At 57.4% G+C, this 19,772-nt stretch carries 13 protein-coding genes; 2 read left to right on the top strand and 11 right to left on the bottom strand.

The features are described from left to right. Positions 1 to 81 precede the first annotated feature (81 nt). The 8 genes from NKF25_RS12150 to NKF25_RS12115 form a co-directional block, all read right to left on the bottom strand. Complete coding sequence (locus NKF25_RS12150; protein ID WP_253226932.1) at positions 82 to 2,262, bottom strand: ABC transporter ATP-binding protein; 2,181 nt, start codon at positions 2,260 to 2,262, stop codon at positions 82 to 84. Between the two features lie 3 nt (positions 2,263 to 2,265). Further along, positions 2,266 to 3,354 carry an ABC transporter permease gene (locus NKF25_RS12145; RefSeq protein ID WP_253226931.1) on the bottom strand — a complete coding sequence of 363 codons (1,089 nt, stop codon included), beginning with the start codon at positions 3,352 to 3,354 and terminating at the stop codon, positions 2,266 to 2,268. Positions 3,355 to 3,426: 72 nt separating this feature from the next. Beyond that, positions 3,427 to 4,431 (bottom strand): ABC transporter permease, encoded by a 1,005-nt coding sequence (locus NKF25_RS12140; RefSeq protein ID WP_253226930.1) that lies wholly within the window; start codon positions 4,429 to 4,431, stop codon positions 3,427 to 3,429. A 121-nt stretch (positions 4,432 to 4,552) separates the two neighbouring features. Further along, complete coding sequence (locus NKF25_RS12135; protein WP_253226929.1) at positions 4,553 to 4,750, bottom strand: hypothetical protein; 198 nt, start codon at positions 4,748 to 4,750, stop codon at positions 4,553 to 4,555. Between the two features lie 124 nt (positions 4,751 to 4,874). Then, positions 4,875 to 6,734, bottom strand: coding sequence for an ABC transporter substrate-binding protein (locus NKF25_RS12130; RefSeq protein ID WP_253226928.1), 1,860 nt, complete (start codon positions 6,732 to 6,734; stop codon positions 4,875 to 4,877). Positions 6,735 to 6,830: 96 nt separating this feature from the next. Next, positions 6,831 to 7,844, bottom strand: a complete 1,014-nt coding sequence (locus tag NKF25_RS12125) for a Gfo/Idh/MocA family oxidoreductase (RefSeq protein ID WP_253226927.1) — start codon at positions 7,842 to 7,844, stop codon at positions 6,831 to 6,833. A gap of 219 nt (positions 7,845 to 8,063) precedes the next feature. Continuing rightward, entirely contained in the window at positions 8,064 to 9,620 is a 1,557-nt protein-coding gene (locus NKF25_RS12120) for a glycoside hydrolase family 28 protein (protein ID WP_253226926.1), read from the bottom strand. A 106-nt stretch (positions 9,621 to 9,726) separates the two neighbouring features. After that, positions 9,727 to 11,766 (bottom strand): pectate lyase, encoded by a 2,040-nt coding sequence (locus NKF25_RS12115; RefSeq protein ID WP_253226925.1) that lies wholly within the window; start codon positions 11,764 to 11,766, stop codon positions 9,727 to 9,729. Positions 11,767 to 12,531: 765 nt separating this feature from the next. On the opposite strand from NKF25_RS12115, the gene NKF25_RS12110 reads away from it, so the two are divergent. Together NKF25_RS12110 and NKF25_RS12105 are read left to right on the top strand one after the other, a co-directional pair. Then, complete coding sequence (locus NKF25_RS12110) at positions 12,532 to 12,891, top strand: hypothetical protein (RefSeq protein WP_253226924.1); 360 nt, start codon at positions 12,532 to 12,534, stop codon at positions 12,889 to 12,891. 193 nt (positions 12,892 to 13,084) lie between these two features. Next, complete coding sequence (locus NKF25_RS12105) at positions 13,085 to 14,353, top strand: hypothetical protein (RefSeq protein WP_253226923.1); 1,269 nt, start codon at positions 13,085 to 13,087, stop codon at positions 14,351 to 14,353. A gap of 303 nt (positions 14,354 to 14,656) precedes the next feature. Here the strand turns inward: NKF25_RS12105 and NKF25_RS12100 are convergent, their stop codons facing one another. From NKF25_RS12100 to NKF25_RS12090, 3 genes are all read right to left on the bottom strand, one after another. Beyond that, a complete protein-coding gene (locus NKF25_RS12100) occupies positions 14,657 to 15,703 on the bottom strand; it encodes a pectinesterase family protein (RefSeq protein ID WP_253226922.1) in 1,047 nt (348 codons plus the stop codon). Between the two features lie 307 nt (positions 15,704 to 16,010). Then, complete coding sequence (locus tag NKF25_RS12095) at positions 16,011 to 17,045, bottom strand: alpha/beta hydrolase family protein (RefSeq protein ID WP_253226921.1); 1,035 nt, start codon at positions 17,043 to 17,045, stop codon at positions 16,011 to 16,013. Positions 17,046 to 18,239: 1,194 nt separating this feature from the next. Continuing rightward, on the bottom strand, positions 18,240 to 19,634 hold the full coding sequence (locus NKF25_RS12090; RefSeq protein ID WP_253226920.1) for an orc1/cdc6 family replication initiation protein: 1,395 nt from the start codon (positions 19,632 to 19,634) through the stop codon (positions 18,240 to 18,242). Positions 19,635 to 19,772: the final 138 nt, after the last annotated feature.

Here is a 19,772-nt window from a genome sequence, read left to right as displayed (position 1 = left end):
TCGGTACCGATCGCGGCACAGCTATGGTGGGAAAGAAAGCCGAGAAGAGCGGGTCGTCGTCAATCCGCCATCGATCGGCGGTCAGTCGTCCCCGTCGACGATGGAGTCGCTGTGCCAGTACTCGTGATCGTCTTGCACGCGGAAGCACGCCGTTTGGTGGCGTTCGTCGTCCTCCGAATCGTACGAGTCCGGGACCGTCGTCCGGCACACTTCGCGCGCCTCGGGACACCGGGTGTGGTAGTGACAGCCGCTCGGCGGGTTGGTGGGATCCGGGATGTCGATCTCCCTGATCGGCGACTCCTCGATGACCGTCTCCTCCTCGTTGTGGGTGAGTTCGGGCGTCGCCCATCGAAGGGCTTGCGTGTAGGGGTGTTGCGGGTTGTGGATGATCTGCTCCGGCGGACCGATCTCGACGAGTTCGCCGAGGTAGACGACCCCGATACGGCCGCCCGTTTTTTCCGCGATGTATCGCGCGTTCGAGAGGTCGTGCGAAACGAACAGATACGACGTGTCGAACATGTCCTGAAGCTGTATCATCAGGTCCATCATCTCGACGCGCAGCGAGACGTCGAGCGCGCTCACCGGTTCGTCGGCGAGAATGAGGTCGGGGTTCATCAGCATCGACCGGATGATGGCGACGCGTTGCTGTTCGCCGCCGGACAGTTGGTGAGGATAGCGTTCGAAGTAGTCCTCGGCGGGGGACATCCCGACGTGTTCCAGCAGCCCCAGAATACGTTGTTTCCGGTCGTTTCCGTCTAGATCATCGTTCCACCGCTTGAGGGGCATTTCGAGGGCCGCTTTGACTCGGCGGTGTGGGTTCAGTGAGCTACCGGGGTCTTGGTGAACGATCTGAAGCGAGCGTCGGACGTCCTCCCAGGCGATGGTGGCGCTCCCGCCCGAATCCCGTACGTCCCAGATATCGTGTCCGCGGTATTCGATGCTCCCACCGGTCGGTCGCTGCAGTCCGACGGCCGTCTTCCCGAGCGTCGTCTTGCCGCACCCGGACTCGCCGACGAGAACGATGGCGTCGTTCTCGTAGATGTCGAGCGAGATGCCGTCGACCGCCTTGACGGTGTCCGCATCGGAGAAGATGTCGAAGAACCCCTTTTCCTTCTCGAAGTGGACTTCGACGTCTCGCATCGACACCACCGGTTCGCCGTCGGAACTGACCGTTCCGGCGCTCGCGCTGACGGAGCTTTCGCCGAATCCGGCGAGCGACGACGAATCCTCCGTCATCGGGATGGTTTCGGCGGCGTCTTCCCAGTGGTGACAGTTGACGTGATGGTCGCCGTTGACCCGATATGCCTCCGGGTCGTCCTTCTCACAGTACTCGTCCGCGAGCGGACAGCGGGGGTGGAAGGAACATCCGGAAGGAACGTTCACGGGGTCGGGAGCGCTTCCTTCGACCGGTCGCATCTCGTCGATGGACGATTCGAGGTTCGGCGTCGATTTCAACAGGAGTCGCGTGTACGGGTGGGTCGGTTCCTCCAATACCTCCTTCATCGGCCCCAGTTCGACGATTTCGAACGCGTACATCACCGCGATACGGTCGACCAAGTCCGCGATCAGCGGCAGGTCGTGGGTGATGAAGACGATCGTGAGGTCGTACTGGTCCTTGAGGTTCTGGAGCAGCGAAATGATCGACCGCTGCATGAGCAGGTCGAGCGCCGCGGTCGGTTCGTCCATCACCAACACTTCCGGTTCGAGAATGAGCGACAGCGCGATGAGCGCCCGCTGTTTCATCCCACCGGACAGTTCGTGCGGATAGGAATCCAGCACGCGGTCGGGGTCGAGATAGAGGTCTTCGAGGAGTTGGTGTGCACGTTGCATTCCCTCGTCGATGTCGTAATCGTGAGCGTTCAACGTCTCGACGAAGTGGGTTCGAATCGAGCGAACGGGGTTGAACGAACTCATCGCCCCCTGGAACACCATGGACACCTGCTCCCAACGAAACTCCTTCAGATCGCGCCCTTCGAGATCGAGGACCTCGACTGGTTCGCCTTGTTTCGGCTGGTACGTGATATCGCCCGTGAGCACCCCGGGGTCGACGACGGCGTCGAGGAGCGCCGAGGCGAGCATCGACTTTCCGCTTCCGCTCTCCCCGACGACCCCGAGGACCTCGTTCCGCTGTACGTCGAGGTCCACCGAGTCCAGGACGTTCGAATCGCCACGTTCCATGTCGAACGTGACGGACGCGTTTCGTACCTCTAGGATCGATTCTTCCGCCGTGTCGAGTTCATAGCTCGATTGTGAAACGGTCATCGTCTATAGTCCTCCGTTGGTCATGCTACCAGCCGATTCGTCTTCTTCGCCCACGTGCGCTTCCGCCTCAGCGGTCGTCTTCTCGTGACGTGCACGGACGCGCGGATTGAACACCCTGTCGAGCGACTGCCCTAGAAGGATCAGTCCGATGGAGATGAACACGATCGCCGCCATCGGCACGAGGAACCAGTGCAGCGCCTCGGGTCTGATGTGGGCCTTCGCGTCGTAAGCCTGTTTCAGCGTAGTCCCCCAGTTCAAGTCCTCGTACGGGAGGACACCGAGATAGTACAACGCCACCGCCTCGAAGATGACCCGCCGCGCCGCGTTGGTCAGGTTGATCACGACGTACGGCATCAGATGTGGAATGATTTCCTTGAAGACGATAGTTGGCGTCGAAATTCCCATCGCTCGCGCCGCCTCGACGAACGCTTCCCCTCGGAGCGTGAGTACCTGTGACCTGATGGCACGCGCGAGACCGCCCCAGGACGCGATACACAGCAGGATGCCGATCACGTACGGGTTACCGCTGATGTCGAGCAAGAGAGCCAGCGCCATCACGAGCGGGAACGCGGGGATGTTGATGAAGATGTCCGTAATCGAACTGAGAATCGTGTCGGCCCGGCCACCCTTGTAGCCCGCAATGCCGCCGACGACGGTTCCGACGACGACGGTGAAGAGCGCTCCGGACGTAATCATCTTCAGCATCGTCTGGGTCGCGTTGACCACTTGCGAGAGCAGGTCGCGTCCCATCTTGTCGGTCCCGAGAGGGTACTGCCAGTTCTGGAAGGGTTTGACGAGCGCCGGTCCCTCCGCCACCTTCGTCGGCTCGATAAAGACCGTTCCGAGTGTCCCCATCAGCACGTAGACCAACAGGATGGTGAATCCGATCTGTGCCCTGCGGTCACGCTTGATGATCTCGAACGGTGCGTGAATGTAGGCATCGTACAGCTTTCGATATCGGTCGCGTCGGGTCTCCTCGTACTGTGAGACCACCTCGAATGGAGAGTTAACGTTCCCGCCGTCCGTGCGAACGGCGCTCTCGTTTCGTTGGTCGTCACTAGACGACACTGCCTCTCTCAGCGGGTCAGTCATCGTTGACCCTCCTCTGTCGGTACAGTCGGTAATTTCGTTTGTAGATTCTCATCGTTCGTTTGTGTGTCATATTCAGTACGATTCACTGTTCTGCCCTCCCGCGCGCGGATCGATCAACGAATACGTCAGATCGGCGAACAGCAGTGCGAGTACGACCGCCACCGTGATGAGAACGAACCCGCCCATCATCAGCGGATAGTCGCGCTGATAGAACGCCGACAGCGTGTAGTAGCCGATGCCCCGGTATTGGAACACCTTCTCCAGGACGACGGAACCGCCGAACATCTCCCCGATGCTGATCATCAGCGTCGTGTACATCGGGAGGACGGCGTTTCGCGCGACGTATTGCGTCGAGATGGTTATATCGGAGAGTCCGCGAAGACGGGCCACACGGAGGTAGTCGGACCCGAGAACGCGAATGGAGTTCCCGCGCATTCCCAGCGAAGCGATGCCCGAGGCAACGAGCATGGACATAACCGGCAACGCGGCGTGGCGTATTATCCCTTTGATGTACAGCCAGTTGAACCCGACCGGGACGCCCGTCGGTTGCTTGCCACCAGTCGGGAACCATCCGAGCCGATACGAGAACGCCATCAAGAGCAGAAACGCCAACACGTAGAACGGAACCGAACCCATGAGGATTGCCCACGAAGTCAGTCCGACGTCCAGCTTTCCGCCTTCCCAGTACGCCATCAATGCGCCCACCATGACGCCGATGAAGAAGCTGATGAACAGCGACCAACTCAAGACGAACAGCGTCCACGGCAGCGTGTTCGCGATGATCTGGGCAACGGGGTCGGAATAGTACGTCGACACGCCGAGATTGCCCTGTATCATGTTCGCCATGTAGTGGACGTACGCGATCGGTATCGGTTCGCTCGGATTGACGCTCATTCGAAGCTCGACGATATCCCGAGCGCGAGCCGGGTTGACGCCTTGCCGCTGCAACTTTCGCACCATCGCTCCCATCGGGTTCCCCGGCAATAGCCGCACGAGGACGAACGACAGGGTAGTGACCGCCCACGCCGTGAACAGCGCTTGTCCTACTCTTCGTACACGCCAGTCTATCTTTACCATGTTACACGTATGCAAGCCGTTTCGAGAGCTTCATAATCAATTTATCCCATATTGTTACTATAATTATGTATATATTAATATATGAATGAGTCGCTTCGTGCACGGTCCCTCGGCGGTCGGTTCATTCGAAGGGTTCCCACCCGGTGTAGAGTACCACCACGCTCATGACGAACGTGAAAACGATGGGGATGAGCGTCACCGTCGCAGTCACGTATGGTCCGGTCCCCGGTTCGAGATAGAGAAACGAGAACCCCAACAACAGGAGAAAGAGGATGTCGATGCCGAGCACCGTTCTCGATGCCGTTCGAAGTAGTCCCATAGCTGTATGTATGAATCCGTTGTATTAAACATTCAGTTCTCATCGCTACGAGTTCCGAAACGTCCGTTGGGTTGGGAACCCGGGTTGATATGGGAACGGGTTGGTTGGTGCCCAACTCTCACCGCTATCCTTTGTACTTCAGCGTACCGTCGGCCATCTTGGGTGCGATATAGAGCGCGTCGTCGACACCGTTTTTGATGCCGGGTTTGACGTCGAGTCCCCAGTGTGCACCGTTGTACGCACCGGCGTCGGGTTGGTACAACATCTCCGCCTCGGGGAGCGTTTGGTTCCACCACCACATCAGTTCGTGATGGTATTTCGAGTCGCCCGTCGACTGCCACTTCCGAATGTGTTGTTCGATGTTGATGGTCTTCGTCCCGCTCGAACCTTTGGGGTCGCCGATCGGCATCGGAATCTCGCTCTCGGGGGCGAAGTGAAGGATGGATTGGAGCCAATCGATGACCAGATCGGTCGCCCACATCGCAGTGATCCCGTTCGAGGACGACCCGTCGGGCATGATATCATACTTCCCTTTGTTGCGGCGGTCGTCGAACGTCGCGTCGTCGACCTGCTCCTGTTTCGTGTCGATGCCGAAGTCTTTCAGGTTCTGCTTGAGCACTTGGATGTCCTGTCGGTCGGATCCGTTCATGATGGAGAGTTTGAACCGCTTTCCATCGGGGGTCATCCATTTGCCGTTGCTCTTCGTGTATCCCTCTTGGCGAAGGAGTTCAGCAGCACGCTTCGTATCGTTCTCGCCGTACTTCGTGAAGTCCTTGACCCACTCGGCGGTCTCGTCTTTGCCCCTGCTCAACACCTTTCCCGGGACGCGGCACGGTGCCCAATCGAACGTCCGGTTCACGCCTTGGAGCAGCGATTCGGTCTGTTTCCGACTGTAGACGTGGCAAACCGCTTTGCGAACGTTGACGTTGTTGACCGGCGAGTCGTAGTCGACGCCGTGCCCGCAGTTGAACGAGAACAGTTTGTTGCTTGACCGACCTTCCCGGAACAATTTGTTTTCCTTCGGAAGCTTGCTTTTGAGGTCGTCCTGAACCGGGAACCCCTTGTGTGTTGCATCGATCTTCCCGGCCGAGTACGGCTGGATGGGTTGATTGGTCGAAAACAGTTTGAGCGCGAACTCGTCGAAGTTGATGTTGTCGGCGTTGGGGTGATCCTCGTACTTCTCCATGACGATGATATCGTCGCCGACGTCCTTGATTTTGAACGGTCCGTGACCGATCGGGTCGTCGGTGATCATCGGATATTTCGCCGTCGTGATCTCTTCGATGGCTGCTTTCTTCTCACTTTCAGAGCCGGTCGTGAGCTTCTTGTGCCATTTGCTCCACTTCGGGTCGTCGTGTTTGGTGAAGACGCCACGCGCCAAGTTACCGTTGTAAATTCCGATCGTATTTTGGACGGCGAAGATTTCGGAGAGCGGGTCGTTCAGATTGATCCGCACGTGGTGGTCGTCGACCGCTTTGACCGACTTGACGAGCGGTTTACCACCTTCGTCCGAAGCTTTCTGGAGCGCCAGTTCGATCTCCTGTTGCATGACCCAATCCTGGGCGACGAACTTATCCCCGTTGTGCCACGTCCACTTGTCGCTGAAGGTGGCTTCGAGGGTCTTGTCGTCCGGCATTTTCCACGATTCGGCCATCAACGGGTACGCCTCGTTCTGCGTCGGGCTGTACACCGCGAGCCGATCGAAGATACATGCTCCCGGGTGCCAACAGCCGGTCTGTGTCGGGTTCCACGGGTTGAAGTGACGTTCCGACGGCGTGGCACCGCTGGTCAGTGGATCGAATACCCGGAATCGCTTTCCGTTCGTGTTGCCACCGTTGCCACCGTTTCCACCATCGGTGCCCGGCGTCGGTTCGTCTCCACCACCGGAACAACCGGCGAGCAACGCCGCTCCACCGACTGCACCCGATTTAATGAAGTTTCGCCTCGTACTGATGCCTCTTCGCCAGTTGTTAGAGTCTGGCATGGCAATACCATATGAATCAACCTATATATATTTATTCCTCACGAAAACGTCCTTTTATCCTTCGGCCCAGCGAGCAAGAGTGATATTCCGTCCTCGCTACCGCGGCATATCGGCGAGAAACGGATACAAATCAGTGAGCGCGAGTCGTTCGTTTCGACGGCCGGATTCGTAGGCCGCCAACGTGACGACGGTCGCCCAGAACGCATCACGGGCGGTCGAAGGGGGTTCGGTATCGTCGACGATCGATTCGATGAACGCGTCGGCTTTGCTCTTTCCGTCGCTGTGGCGCGGGTCGTGTTCGACTCCCTCCGCGTCGATAGTGTACGACGTCCGTTCGTCCCATTCGCGTCCTTCGAAGTACACCGCACCATCGTCGTCCCAGATATGGATATGTTCGCGTGTTCGGGGGACGATTCCCGTATCCGCGATGTTCGCCACCGCTCCGCCCTCGAACTCGACGATGATGGACGACTGCTTGTCGAACAGTTGTTCGTCGTCGTGGAACTCGACGGTCGCCGTTACGTGCGTCGGGGTCAGTCCCGTCGTCCAGAGGATGGCATCGATGATGTGAGTTCCGACGTTCAACAGATGACCACCGCCGCTCAGTTCGGGATCCATTCGCCAGTCGGTCATCTCCTCGTAGTAGTCCCGCCAGTCGTGAGTGATTTCACCCGTAATGAACGTGGGTTCGAGGTCACCGAGCGCCCATCGTTCCCGTCCGGCGATGAAGGCCGGGTTGAGGTGACGTTGATAGCCGAGCATCGTCACTCGGTTGCTCTCCTCGACTCGTTCCAACAGGTCGCGTGCATCCTCTATCGTCGTCGCGAGCGGCTTTTCACAGAGGACGTGCAGGTCGTGGTCGAGGGCGGTCGTCGCCTGATCGAAGTGAAGGCCGTTTGGCGTCGCGATTCCGACCGCGTCCAGGGACTCCTGAGTTAGCATCGTTCGGTAGCGTGCGTACTGTGCCTCCGTCGGAACGTCGAGCTCGCGGCCCGCAGCGACGAGGTTCTCCTCGTTCACGTCCGCGAGTGCGACGAGTTCTGCGTCCGGATGCGAGTGAAACTCACGACCGAGACGAATGCCGAGACTACCGAGGCCGACAAGCCCCACACGGAGTACATCTCCAGAATTCGTTGATTCAACCATCGTCTACTGGTGGACGTTTGCGAAACGAGTATAAGAGTGTTGTCCACCGGTTTCTCAAACCACGTCCGTGATGGGTTTCTACCGATTCCGCACACCTCGACACGCCGTGGGTTCCGGAGTATGTTCCCCTACGAGGAACGACTCGCGGCAACCACCGTTGTGGCATCAGCCGATACCGTGATGTTACGACGAATCGACCGTCACGTTCGTCGCCGTTTCGTCGATATCGACACGATCGGATATCGGGCCGTGATTTCCGTGAAGCGAGACGGTTCGAGTTCCAGGTCCGTTCACTTCCAAGAACGGCCGTTCGGACGGATGAGCGGCACAACCGCTGATTCGGGTCCGGCCGACGTCCGTGACGGCAACCGCCGGTGACGGTACATCTCCCCGGAAACGAAGACCGTCTATCGAAACGAGGTCGGTTTCCTCGAATTCCATCGCGGGGACTCCGGCCGTTCGGATTTCCACGTCGGAGAAGGAGACGTCCGCGAGCGACTTGCAGAAGAACGTGTGAGAGGCCTCGTAATTCTCGGCCATCGCGGGGGAGATGTCGGTGGCGTCGAGGGGACGGGTAGCGTCGATGCGGACGTTCGAGAACGAAATCCCTTCGAAGGGTTGCTCGGGAATCCCTGCGAAGAACCCGGCAAAGGAGACGTCACGCGCGGTCACATTATGGAAATGGACGTTTCTGACCATCGGCGTCGATTCGTCCACCGAAATCGGGTCGCTGTCGATGTCGGTAAAGTAGTAGCCGTTGATGACGAACGGGCAGACGACGCTGCGCATGACGATGGTGTCGAAGCGCAGGTCCTCCACGACGCCGCCGCGACCGCGCTGGGTCTTGATACGGATGCCACGGTCGGTTCCCGTGAACGTGCAGTTCGAGACCGTGACATCGCGCACGTCACCCGACATCTCGCTTCCGATGACGACGCCGCCGTGACCAGCCTCGACGGTGCAGTTGGTGATCGTGATCTGTGACGCCGGTTCGCCGACCGTCCGCCCCTCCTCGTCCTTGCCGGACTTGATGCAGATGGCGTCATCACCAGCGTTGACGTAGGTGTCGCTTATTCTCACGTGCCGTGAGGAGTCGATATCGATACCGTCGCCGTTCGGAGCATCGGCGGGGTTCTCGATGTTCACGTCGTGGACGGTGACGTTTTCCGAGTAGACGATGTGGGTGTTCCAGAACGGCGAATTCCGAAGGGTAACTCCGGAGACGGAGACGTTCTCGGATTCGGTGACTTGGAACAGCGGCGGGCGTAAAGTGAAACTGCTGACGTCGTCTTTCTTGTCGTTCCGCTCGTCGAATTCGGCGAGTCGCGTCCGTAGGCCGTCCGGATACTCCGATTCCGGGGTGTCGTAGAACGACCACCAATAGTCACCCTGCCCGTCGATGGTTCCTCTTCCCGTGATTTCGACGTTCCGCGCGTCCCGGACGAGCAGGCAGGGGTGGAATCCGAACTGGTTCCACCCTTCCCATCGGCTTTCGACGGTGGGAAACGCCTCGTAATCGCGGACGAATAGAAGCGTCGCCCCGGCATCGATGTGGAGCGTGGTGTCGTCACCGACTCGAAGCGGTCCCGTTCGATACTCGCCCGGCGGCACGTGTACCGTTCCGCCCGTCTCGGCACACGCGTCGAGCGCTGTCTGGATCGGTTCGGTGTCGAGTTCGGTTCCGTCGCCGACGGCATCGTACTCCCGAACGTCGAAGCGGGAGGATTCCAAGTCTTGCATCACTCGGACGGATTCGGACGAGGGGAATAAACGTTGCGTCGATTCGGACCGTCGTCTTCCGTCAACCGTGGAAAGCTAGGTTACCGTTCGGCTAGCGTGCAACCCGTCACTCGACCAACCATGCCCACATTCGAAGCCACGCACGGGTGTTACACTGCGGAACCCATACGTGATGCGTGTTCTCGGGTAACTCGGGATAGCCGCCGACTTCCTCCTGGCTGTCGATGTACTGCCCTTCGCCGCGAGCGACCTTTCGGAGGATGCGCTCGTCGTGTTCGGTTCGGTCACCCGGTCGCGCACCGACGTTCCGGAAGTTGTGCCGAACGGTGTCGTCGGACGATAACGGGCCGAGGCCGTCGGGCCAGAGGGGTCGCTCGTCGAGCACCGTGATACCGTCCCCGACGAGTTCGCCCGGTGCATCGGATTTCAAGTCGTTGTCGTGGATGTACGCCTCCCCATCGCCGAAGATTTTCGGCTTGTCGTTGATGGGGTGTCGGTAGACGTTCCCCTCGATACTCGCTTTCGTATCCGGATCGAGCCATGCGCCGTCCTTGAAGTGGAAGACGAGGTTGTTCACGACCACGCTTCTCGTTCCCTCCTTCAGGCGAGGGTTGCGGTCGATGTTGTCCGCCCAGAGATTACCCATCATCGCCACGTTCTCGGCCCCGTTGCCGATCAAAGAGCCGTAGTTGTGTTCGCCCTTGTGGTGGGTGGCGTCGCGGAGCGCCTCCGCGACCAGACAGTTGGACATGGTCGTATCGTTCGTGTCGTAGCCCACCGAGAGGTTCTCGTCCACCGACCACGTCGTCGTACAGTGGTCTATCACGTTGTTCTCGGTGCCGTCGCCGGTGTTGATGCCGTCAGGCTCCCAGCCGACGTCCTGTCCCGCGTCCCCCGGGCGGACGCGGAGATGTTGAATCACACAATCGTTCGCGACGACCCAAAGGTCGCCACGAATGAGCGTGACCCCAGGGGACGGGGCAGTCTGTCCCGCGAGATACAGTTGGTCGTTGGAGACTGTCAGTCGCTCGGCGTGTAGGTCGATGGTCCCACTCGTCTCGAAGACGACCACGCGCGGTCCGTCCACGTTGAGTGCGGTCTCCAACTGTCGACGCGTCGGCTTCGTTATCTTGATGATGGGTGTGTCGTCGTTCAGCCATGGAGCGGGATCAGCGAACCCGTCGTCCGGTTCGAAGTGGGATTTGCTTCTCGGACCATCCCATTGGCCGCCATCGCCACGGGAAAAGCTCGGTGTTCCGAACGTGAACGGCGGGGAAGTGAACGAATCGCCGTCGCTCGTGTTGACGACCGCGCGAACCTGATAGTAGCGGCGACTCGTGAGTCGCGACAACTCGATACTGAACGACCCGGACGAAGAAAGCTGTCGGGAGTCGGTCCGTTTCCACCGTTCGGTCGGTACCTCACGATACTCGAAGTAACAGGTAGCCGACTCCGCTCCACCCAAGTCAGTTAGCTCAGCATTGAGGGTCGCCGACGTCGCTCGTACGTCAGTTACCGGTTCGGTCGAGACGTAGGGGACGCCCTCCTCGACCGAGACGCTCCCCGAGACCTCCACGGAACCCACGTCCCGATGAGCGTCCGGAGAAATTCCCGACAGATCCCGAAGCCGCGCAGTACAGAGCGTTCCCGGGCTATGGCTCGTCACCGGAATCCCGACGTACGCCTGCGTGGGAAGATCGACATCGTCCGCGGTAAGTTGGGCGATACGTGTCCAATCACTGCCGTCGGAGGATCCATAGGCCGAAATCGTCTCACCCGTCCGTGTCAGTCGCAACCACTCGGCCGAAATGCTTCCGCCGTCGACTTCGCTTTTGTCCTCCCCGCCCGAGGTCGTACTGAGGGTTTCGACACCGGATTCCGGACGCCACTGCAACGACGCGTCGCCGTTTGGTGTCCGGCGGAGCATCACGTTTTTCGCGTCCGGATCGAGCGTCGGACGGACCATGAGACCCGTCTTCGCGTTGGCGTCGGTCCATTCCAGTTCTGTGTTGTGAACCGTTACGTCGAAATCGCCGTTCGTCGAGTCGTAGTAGAAATGGAACGCGTCCGCCGTGTCCCAAATGTCTGCACCACCTCCTTCGATGGTGATGGTGGTCGCCGCCGCTGCCACCCCACTCGTTAGCATTGTTGTCGTCGCACCGATACTACCAGCTCCGATAACGCGGAGAAACGTTCTTCTATTTGGCATCATTATTCGAACGCCGAATATTTCTAATCACAATAGTTTATAAATATTTTTTCAGTTGAATACCATTTATGTACCAACCTATACCCGAGACCATCGAATTACGATGAACCCTTTCACCCGAATAGAACCGCCATGAGTGGACCGATTTTCGGATTATCGTTCCCCAGAGGGGAACGGAGATGCGGTCGAAAACGAACGTGTCTTTTCGTATCGTCCCCACACGTCATTATGTTCTTCAGTTAATGAGGGATTCAAACGGGAGAATGAACAATTATCCTCGTTGTCACACGGATGTCTACCGTTCTCTAAAGGCAAACGAGCCGTGGAACGCTATTGCTGTTACATAGATAGTTGTGTAATGGCAAATCGACGGTGACGATACTTCGGATCGATTCTTCCCGATGAGAGGGTCAATCTTTCGTGTAAGAGACGCTAAGCGTGAGCCTACGTCGGTAATCGTATCGTTCGAGTTCTCCACTCGTCGGTGAGATCCCGAGGGTTTACTCGGGGCGCAGATAGATCTCATCGGGAAAACGTTCCCTTCTCGCGAACGAGTTTTCGTTCAGCATTGGCGATGAGACGGTAAAGACGGTCGTAGTCGTGGCCGCAGTCGGCCGTCGTCGCATTCTAACTGGTAATCGATTGAACGAAGACCCTTCGACTCCCGTAGCGATTAAGACAATAGCCTCGGAAGGTGCTACCATGAAGCGATATCAGACGGACGTTCGAAATCGCACGCTCCACATCGAAACCGGCGACGGTTGGATGGAAGTCGGGTCGATGGACGACATTTGCGAACTCGTCGGCGGAGAGATGTACAGTATCGAGTACGACGAACGCCAGCGAGCGGCGGATTGGTCCGGTGCCGACGAGGATGGGACGTTCACGTTCGACGTCCCGGAAACGCTGTCCGAGTTGAGTTACGACAAGGAGTTCGTCGCGAACGTCAGTTCCGTCCCACTCGACGAGACGGACGACGACGGCTATCCGCTTCGAACGTCCGTGTTCGCCGACATGATGATGCGAATCTGGGACACGAAGGGGAACCTCGAAGCGGAATAACGATCTTGGGTCGCCCAATTCGACGGGAGTAGCCCGAACTCGATGGTGAGTCATCAGCTGAAAGACGCGTCGGGTGCGGGGCGTCGAACCTCTTAGGGCAACTCGAATTACATGTGTAGCATAGATAAATTAGATTATTTTCTAGAAAAATTTTATTAAGTCATATTGTGAATACAGATCTGGTGTTACAACAATGACGCCAGACAGGCGCACGTTCCTCCGTGCGCTCGGAGCGGGTAGTATCGGTACGGCAGCGATTGCAACGAACGCTGTCACAGCAACGACAACCGACGTGAGGGCGAGGGCTAGCGACGGGCCGGCGTTCGACCTCGACGACGGGTTCGCCTCGACCGACTGGTTCGATGACGACGCACAGGTCATCACGGTCACGGAGGCGACCCGAAGCGCCGTCGAGAGCGCGTTCACCGCGAGTGGGCCACGCGTGGTCGTCTTCGAGACGAGCGGGACCATCGATCTCGGCGGGGAGACGCTGAAAATCACGAACGACCACTGTTGGGTCGCGGGGCAGACTGCCCCGTCACCCGGCATTACGTTCATCAAAGGCGCGGTACAGATCGACGCCGACAACTGTGTCGTTCAACACGTTCGCTCGCGCGTCGGACCCGGTCCCGACGGCGACATCCAGGGCAACGACTCGCTGAACACACAAGACGGGACGACCAACAACGTCGTCGACCACGTGAGCGCCTCGTGGGGCGTCGACGAGTGCATGTCGGTCGGATACGACACGGACAACACGACCTACACGAACAACCTGATCTACGAAGGATTGTACGATCCCTACGGCGATGGATCGGACCACAACTACTGCACGCTCGTCGGCGATGGGGCGGACCACGTCGCGTTACTCGGCAACGTCTGGTCCAAGGCCCGAAACCGGATCCCGAGACTCAAAAGCGAGACACGGTCGGTCGTCGTCAACAACTTCACGTACTTCTTCGACGAAGCCTCGACCACGGATAGTTCCGCCGAGACGACGTGGGTCGGGAACCGATACACCGGTCTCATGGCCCCCGGTGAATCCATCGTGGAGGGGAGTGGAACCGTGTATTCCGAGGACAACACGACGGCGGACCCGCAACTCGATTCGGACGTCTCCTTCGTCGAACCGAGCACGGTAGACGAAAAACCGCTGTGGCCGCGTGGTCTGTCGGCCATGTCGTCGAGTGAAGTCGAGTCTCACAACCTTTCGAACGCCGGTGCACGCCCGGCCGAGCGAGTGGGCAACGATCAGCGTATCGTGAACGAAATTCGAAATCGGGCCGGAAATGACAGCCTCGATTCGCCGTACGACTATTGGATCGCGGATCTGGACGATGTCGGCGGCTATCCAAGCCTGCCGGAAAACACCCACACCCTGGACGTCCCGAGCAGTGGACTGCGGGACTGGCTCGAACAGTGGGCACTCGCCGTCGAGGACCCGGACGAGAGTCCACCGTGAATTCGTCCGCCACGGGCGGTGAAACGACTTCGATGTGAGACAGGTAGTGTGGATTCCCGACGAGCGGATGAACAGTCGTACCGCTGTAACGAGTGGGGTCATCAACACTCCAAACGGAATCGATTTTTTGGACGAGCACGGCCGATTACTCGTCACTGGCCATCGCACGTGATTTCCCGACTCGAATACGACAATAGGACGACGAACGGACGAGGCGGCCCAAAATAAGGAGATCGGCGGATAATTCCAGTCGTAATTCGACGGGTCAGTACAAGTTGTGGAGGTCAGTACAAGTTGTGGAGGTCAGTGGTGCCCGTTACAGAGCCGTCGCCTCGGGTTCCAGCCATCGAAGATGTTTTCGGCCGTGTATCGCCGTGCCTGCGCTCGGGTCAACTGGTGTGACCAATCGGCTCGACGTTCCGGCGTGAAACCGGGGCCCGAATTGTCGTATTCCGCGTAGAACGCGCTCTCGGGATTCCGCTCGTCGTTCCAGTGCTTCCAGCCGACGGGTCTGATGTGATCGCCGAGGAAGGTGTGCATGAACACGACTTGCGCGTACGGACGCCACGGTCGGCCCAGGTAGTAGGAATTTTCGGGCGCGTCGCTCGTAATATCGCATTCCTTGAAGACGTAGCCGAAATCTTTCTCCGCTTCGGTCGAGGCAGCGGTCACGTAGCCGCCGTCGGATTTACAACGAATGTGGCAATTCTCGAACAAACACGTCGCCCAACCGAATATGAAGTCCACGTCGCCCTCGATGTAACACTCCTTGTAGTACTGCCGACTGTCGTGGCCGTGGGTATAGAGTGTGTCCTGATTTCCGAGGAAGAGGCAGTTCTCGAAAACCGCTCGATCCCCATTGATACGGATAGCAACCGCCTGCGCGACCGGTTCCGAGCCGTTCGCGAACGTGATATTTCTCGCCGTAAAATCGTCCCCGTTGACGAAGAAACTCGATGAACCCGACGTTCCGATCGGCTCCCCGGACTCATCTTTCGTATCCGCATTGTCGTCGTACGTGAGTACCGTGTCTTGAGCGCTCTCACCGACGAAAGTGACGTTCGTCTTGTCGGGAGGCAGTCTCAACTTCTCCTTGTATCGTCCGTTTTTGATGTAGACGCGCGTCTCCGACCGAACTCCCGTCGGAATCGCGTCGATGGCGTCCTGGACTTTCTCATACTCTCCGCTCCCATCCTTTGCGACGACGATATCGGCCTCGTTCCGTTTTCTGTCGGGTGTTGTGGTCATCGTATCACTGTTTGTTTCGGAATCGGTTACGTCGGTCGAGTTCAGGATTCCACTGACGTCGGAAGAACCCATGATCGATCCCGTGATTCCCGTTCCTGTCATTGCCACTAGCTGACGGCGAGTGATAACATCTCTCATCGTCAGGTAATAAAATCCTCCGAGGCACCATAAATATAATTACTCTGAGTGTGATAATATAGTTCCGATCGGGTTTCGGGGACGTCACCCCCTCGCTAAAGTGCCCACTATCATAATTAGCAAAATACAGAAGTAGCTCATACCGAATATTAGATGGAATATGATAATAAGTTTTGGGCGAGTATCGTTCCGGTGCTCGGTGGACGGGGGAACGAATCGTCTCCGTGGACGAGGGAACGGATCGTCTCCGTGGAACGTATCCGCTCATCGATTACAGACGGTCATCGACGAATGGCCAGACGCCATCCGGATGATACCGGTGACCGCCATCGCCGATAGATAACGTACATTGCTCCGGCGCATCGGCTGCTGTGTATATCGGTTTCAAGCGTTCGAAGGCGCTTTTCGTACCTTCGATCGGAAAGATATCGTCTTCGACGCCATTGACGGCGACGAACGGACGTGGTGCAATGAGTCCGGCGATGTCGTACTGTTCACCCAACTTCGTAATACCCGGAACGTAATTACATTCGCAGTGATCGACCGCGGCTATCGACTCTTCGAACGTACAGAAATATGATGATACCGCGGCCACGTCGATTCGCTCGTCGATAGCTGCAGTGAACAGTGCAACTGCTCCACCGCTAGAGTGTCCAGTGACGAGGATACGCTCATCGTCGAAATCCGACCGATCTTCGATGAAATCGAGCAGACGAGCGACATCCCAAACCCTGTCACCCATGAGCGACCGGCCGAAGAGTTGTGCATGTAGTTGGAGCGTGTGACAGGGTCGGTAGCCGAGCGTCTCGTCTGAGTGGTTCGCTAGTTCGGCTAGCCCACGCATGGCGGGGACGACGACCGCATAGCCTCGTTCGACGGCCTGGAGTGCGATATCACGCCGTTCGTCCGTGATTTGAGTACGCTGCTCCGTAGTTTCCGGCCGACCGACACACACATCGCGACCGCCTGCTCCATGCCCGTGAAGTGTGACCGCAACCGGGTACGGTGGGTTCGGTTCGTCAGGAAGTAATAAATAGAACGGTAGTTGAAAGCCGACTTCCGTACGGATTCGCCAATCCTGCCGTTCGTGGTTTCCTTCCTTCGTCGTGCCAAGGCAGAATGGTCTCCGGTCGGAGAGGCCGTTATTCTCGATAACGGGAAAACCGAACAGTGACCGTAGGTCGGTCCGAAATTCATCGCGCCACGAACACAACGCTGCCGATGTCTGTCCCGTATATGTATGTCGGCGATCGTGGTTCTGGAACAGTCGTCGTGTCCACCGGTCAGGATATCGGGAGTTGGTCACGAGTCCCGACTACACGGAGTGAGATAATAATACTCACACATACTCCCATCCTCGGACGCTCCTTACTCCACGGGGGTACTCTATGGCATACTCACTCCATCAGCCGCCTCGGCAGGGTACATCTGTTTCGACGGTGTCGTCGGAACGAATCGGCTAGTTGGGCGTACGATGGTCCGCTCTCGTGAGAAGTTCGCTCTCGTGAAAACGTGTTCGTGAAAATGTTATCCAGTTGTCCGTTTCTTAGTGAACCCCCTCCCCCCGTTATCGAAGTGTAAACTCGCGAGTGACGAAGTCATAGAAGCGCGGGAAAGTCGGCAGATGATACAAATCGAAGGTTTTAGCACCTCAACCTACCGAAATCGGCGTAGTAGACGATTGTTTACTATTATCGAAATCTATAAGTCAATACGCATTCAATAATACCCGTACTGCAGTTCTATGTGATTAAAAGAGGGAGAGCAAAGGGGAAATAAAAGTCCACTCCAGTCCACTACATCCCCTTCCACTCCAGTACCGAGTTACACTTCGACAACGGGGTGGGGGTGTCATCAACCGACACTAATTCCTCACTCTTCACGTCGATCCGAAACGTATCTCGGTTCTCGTTCACTACTTTTCCGACTGTAACGGTCGACAGGGAAGGTTACGTGAACAGTTCAACGGCACGCGAGTTGTTTTCGGGACCGATCGAGCGTCTTTCATCGTAACTGACCCGAAAATGGGCTTTTACACTTCGATGACGGGGTGACTATGCAACCGTGTCCCAAACCGATCTATATCATCGTTAAATGCATGAACAGAATGTGCAACAGTGAATTCACAAGTACTGAAATACACTTCGACAAGGGGGTCCTATTCAGATCAAAAGTAGACGACTGCTATCGATTTCAGTCCTGATTTACACTTCGATGACGGGGTTGTGACCTCAACTTCCTCGTTACTTTCGACGATACACTTCGATGACGGGGTTGTGACCTCAACTTCCTCGATACTTCCGACGATACACTTCGATAACGGGGTCGTGACCTCAGCTTCCTCGATACTTCCGACGATACACTTCGATAACGGGGTTCTCGACCGATCTCTTTTCGGTGAGGGTAAGGATGCGACGAGCAATTCTAGCGGTCATCGGAGGATGCTTTCGACTTGATGTCCGATTTCCACGAGCGTCCGATTTCCACGAGCGTCCGATTTTTATGAACTCTCGAATTTCTTCATCCTCGTCTGTGCGATGGTCTTGAGATGTTCCGTCTCGTCGGCGATCGCAGTGAGTCGGGAATCCTCCGCGAGCAGATCCAGAATCGGTCTCGGGTTATCCGAGAAGGAAAACTCCATGTGCATTCCCTGACCGCGCCCACGGCTCTTTCGTTCGGCATTTACGATTCCATAGGTGTTGAGCTCCTTGACGTATTTGATGTAGGTTTCACGCGTCATCTGGTCGGCGTCTAGCAGTTCGGTGATCCACTTGTAGACCTGGTAGCCGACGGGACTCGGCACGGCGATGGTGGCGTGTGCGGTATGAACTGCGACGGCGGCCGTCGCGTAGAGTGAGATTTTCTTTTGTGTCGAGAGCCCTTCGATTTGGGTCAACATTCGATCCTTGTCGACCTCTTCTTGTGAATTCCGGACGTGTGTTTCCGTAACGATGTCGTTGTTTTGCCGGTCGGCGAGGTCGCCTGCTTTCCGGAAGAGGTCGATTCCTTTGCGAGCATCGCCGTGACTCTGAGCAGCGAATGCGGCGACCAACGGGATGACATCGTCGCTAAGAGCTCCGGCCCGGAATGCGTCGCGACGATGTTCGAGGATTTCTCGGAGTTGATTCGCGTCGTAGTCGGAGAAAGGGATATCTTCGGGGTTGAACGAACTTTCCGAGCGCCCGTCGACGTTCTCCATGAATTTCGGGTCGTTCGTCAGGGCAGCGACCGAGACCGTCCCGTGGATAGTGTCGGTCTTCCCGGCCCGTGAGAGTTGATACAGGAGTTTCGAGTACGCGGGCTCGTCCTCGCGACCGACCAGGAGGTCGATTTCGTCGAGGATGAAAATAACCGAGTCGTAGTACGTGTTGATCAGGTCGTACAGTCGCTCGTACTTTTGCTCGGTAGAGACTCCCGTTGCTGGAACGCCGGTTTCGACACCGACGTCTTTTGCGACTGTTTCGACGAGTTTGTACACCGCACGGTCGAGGGTGGTGATCGGCTGGCAATTGAGGCTGACGACACCGAAGTTGATATCCTGTGACTCACAGAGTTCGACGATTTGCCCACAGACGGCGTTGACGATCAGGGATTTTCCAGTCCCGGACGGACCGTAGAGGAGCATATTGGGCGGCCGTTCATCACGAAGGGCGGGTTTGAGATAGGCAACGACCGCTTGGAGTTGGTCGTCACGGCCAACGATGCGTTCCTCGTCGATGATGGTATCCGGTTCGACGAGGTTCCGGTTCACGAAGACCGATTTTCCGGAATCCTCTTCGAGCAGTTCACGGATCGTTTTCTGATTTGATCCGCCGTCTACCGGTGGATCGGTCGCCGTCTCCTCGGAGATATCCGAGAGCGAGTCATCGGGGATCTCCTTGCCATCATCTACCATGTCCAATGCCAATAAGAGGACGCATAAAAATATTACCTATCTCGAAGTCTATCTACTCGAAGAAAGCTAGTTTACTAACTCTAATTGCGGACTAGTAAAAACCGTCCTGAACCGCAACCGAAGTCTAAGAACTGGACA

Origin of the sequence: Haladaptatus sp. AB643 (assembly GCF_024136975.1) — an archaeon.
Taxonomy (GTDB): Archaea; Halobacteriota; Halobacteria; order Halobacteriales; family Haladaptataceae; genus Haladaptatus.
The sequence above is the reverse complement of the archived record's forward strand: the minus strand, read 5'-3'. Positions and strand labels throughout refer to the sequence as shown.

What these genes read in the sequence shown, in the direction of transcription:
- NKF25_RS12150 (WP_253226932.1), bottom strand. Translation starts at nt 2,262, where the DNA reads ATGACCGTTTCACAATCGAGCTATGAACTCGACACGGCGGAAGAATCG.
- NKF25_RS12145 (WP_253226931.1), bottom strand. Translation starts at nt 3,354, where the DNA reads ATGACTGACCCGCTGAGAGAGGCAGTGTCGTCTAGTGACGACCAACGA.
- NKF25_RS12140 (WP_253226930.1), bottom strand. Translation starts at nt 4,431, where the DNA reads ATGGTAAAGATAGACTGGCGTGTACGAAGAGTAGGACAAGCGCTGTTC.
- NKF25_RS12135 (WP_253226929.1), bottom strand. Translation starts at nt 4,750, where the DNA reads ATGGGACTACTTCGAACGGCATCGAGAACGGTGCTCGGCATCGACATC.
- NKF25_RS12130 (WP_253226928.1), bottom strand. Translation starts at nt 6,734, where the DNA reads ATGCCAGACTCTAACAACTGGCGAAGAGGCATCAGTACGAGGCGAAAC.
- NKF25_RS12120 (WP_253226926.1), bottom strand. Translation starts at nt 9,620, where the DNA reads ATGCAAGACTTGGAATCCTCCCGCTTCGACGTTCGGGAGTACGATGCC.
- NKF25_RS12115 (WP_253226925.1), bottom strand. Translation starts at nt 11,766, where the DNA reads ATGCTAACGAGTGGGGTGGCAGCGGCGGCGACCACCATCACCATCGAA.
- NKF25_RS12110 (WP_253226924.1), top strand. Translation starts at nt 12,532, where the DNA reads ATGAAGCGATATCAGACGGACGTTCGAAATCGCACGCTCCACATCGAA.
- NKF25_RS12105 (WP_253226923.1), top strand. Translation starts at nt 13,085, where the DNA reads ATGACGCCAGACAGGCGCACGTTCCTCCGTGCGCTCGGAGCGGGTAGT.
- NKF25_RS12100 (WP_253226922.1), bottom strand. Translation starts at nt 15,703, where the DNA reads ATGACAGGAACGGGAATCACGGGATCGATCATGGGTTCTTCCGACGTC.
- NKF25_RS12090 (WP_253226920.1), bottom strand. Translation starts at nt 19,634, where the DNA reads ATGGTAGATGATGGCAAGGAGATCCCCGATGACTCGCTCTCGGATATC.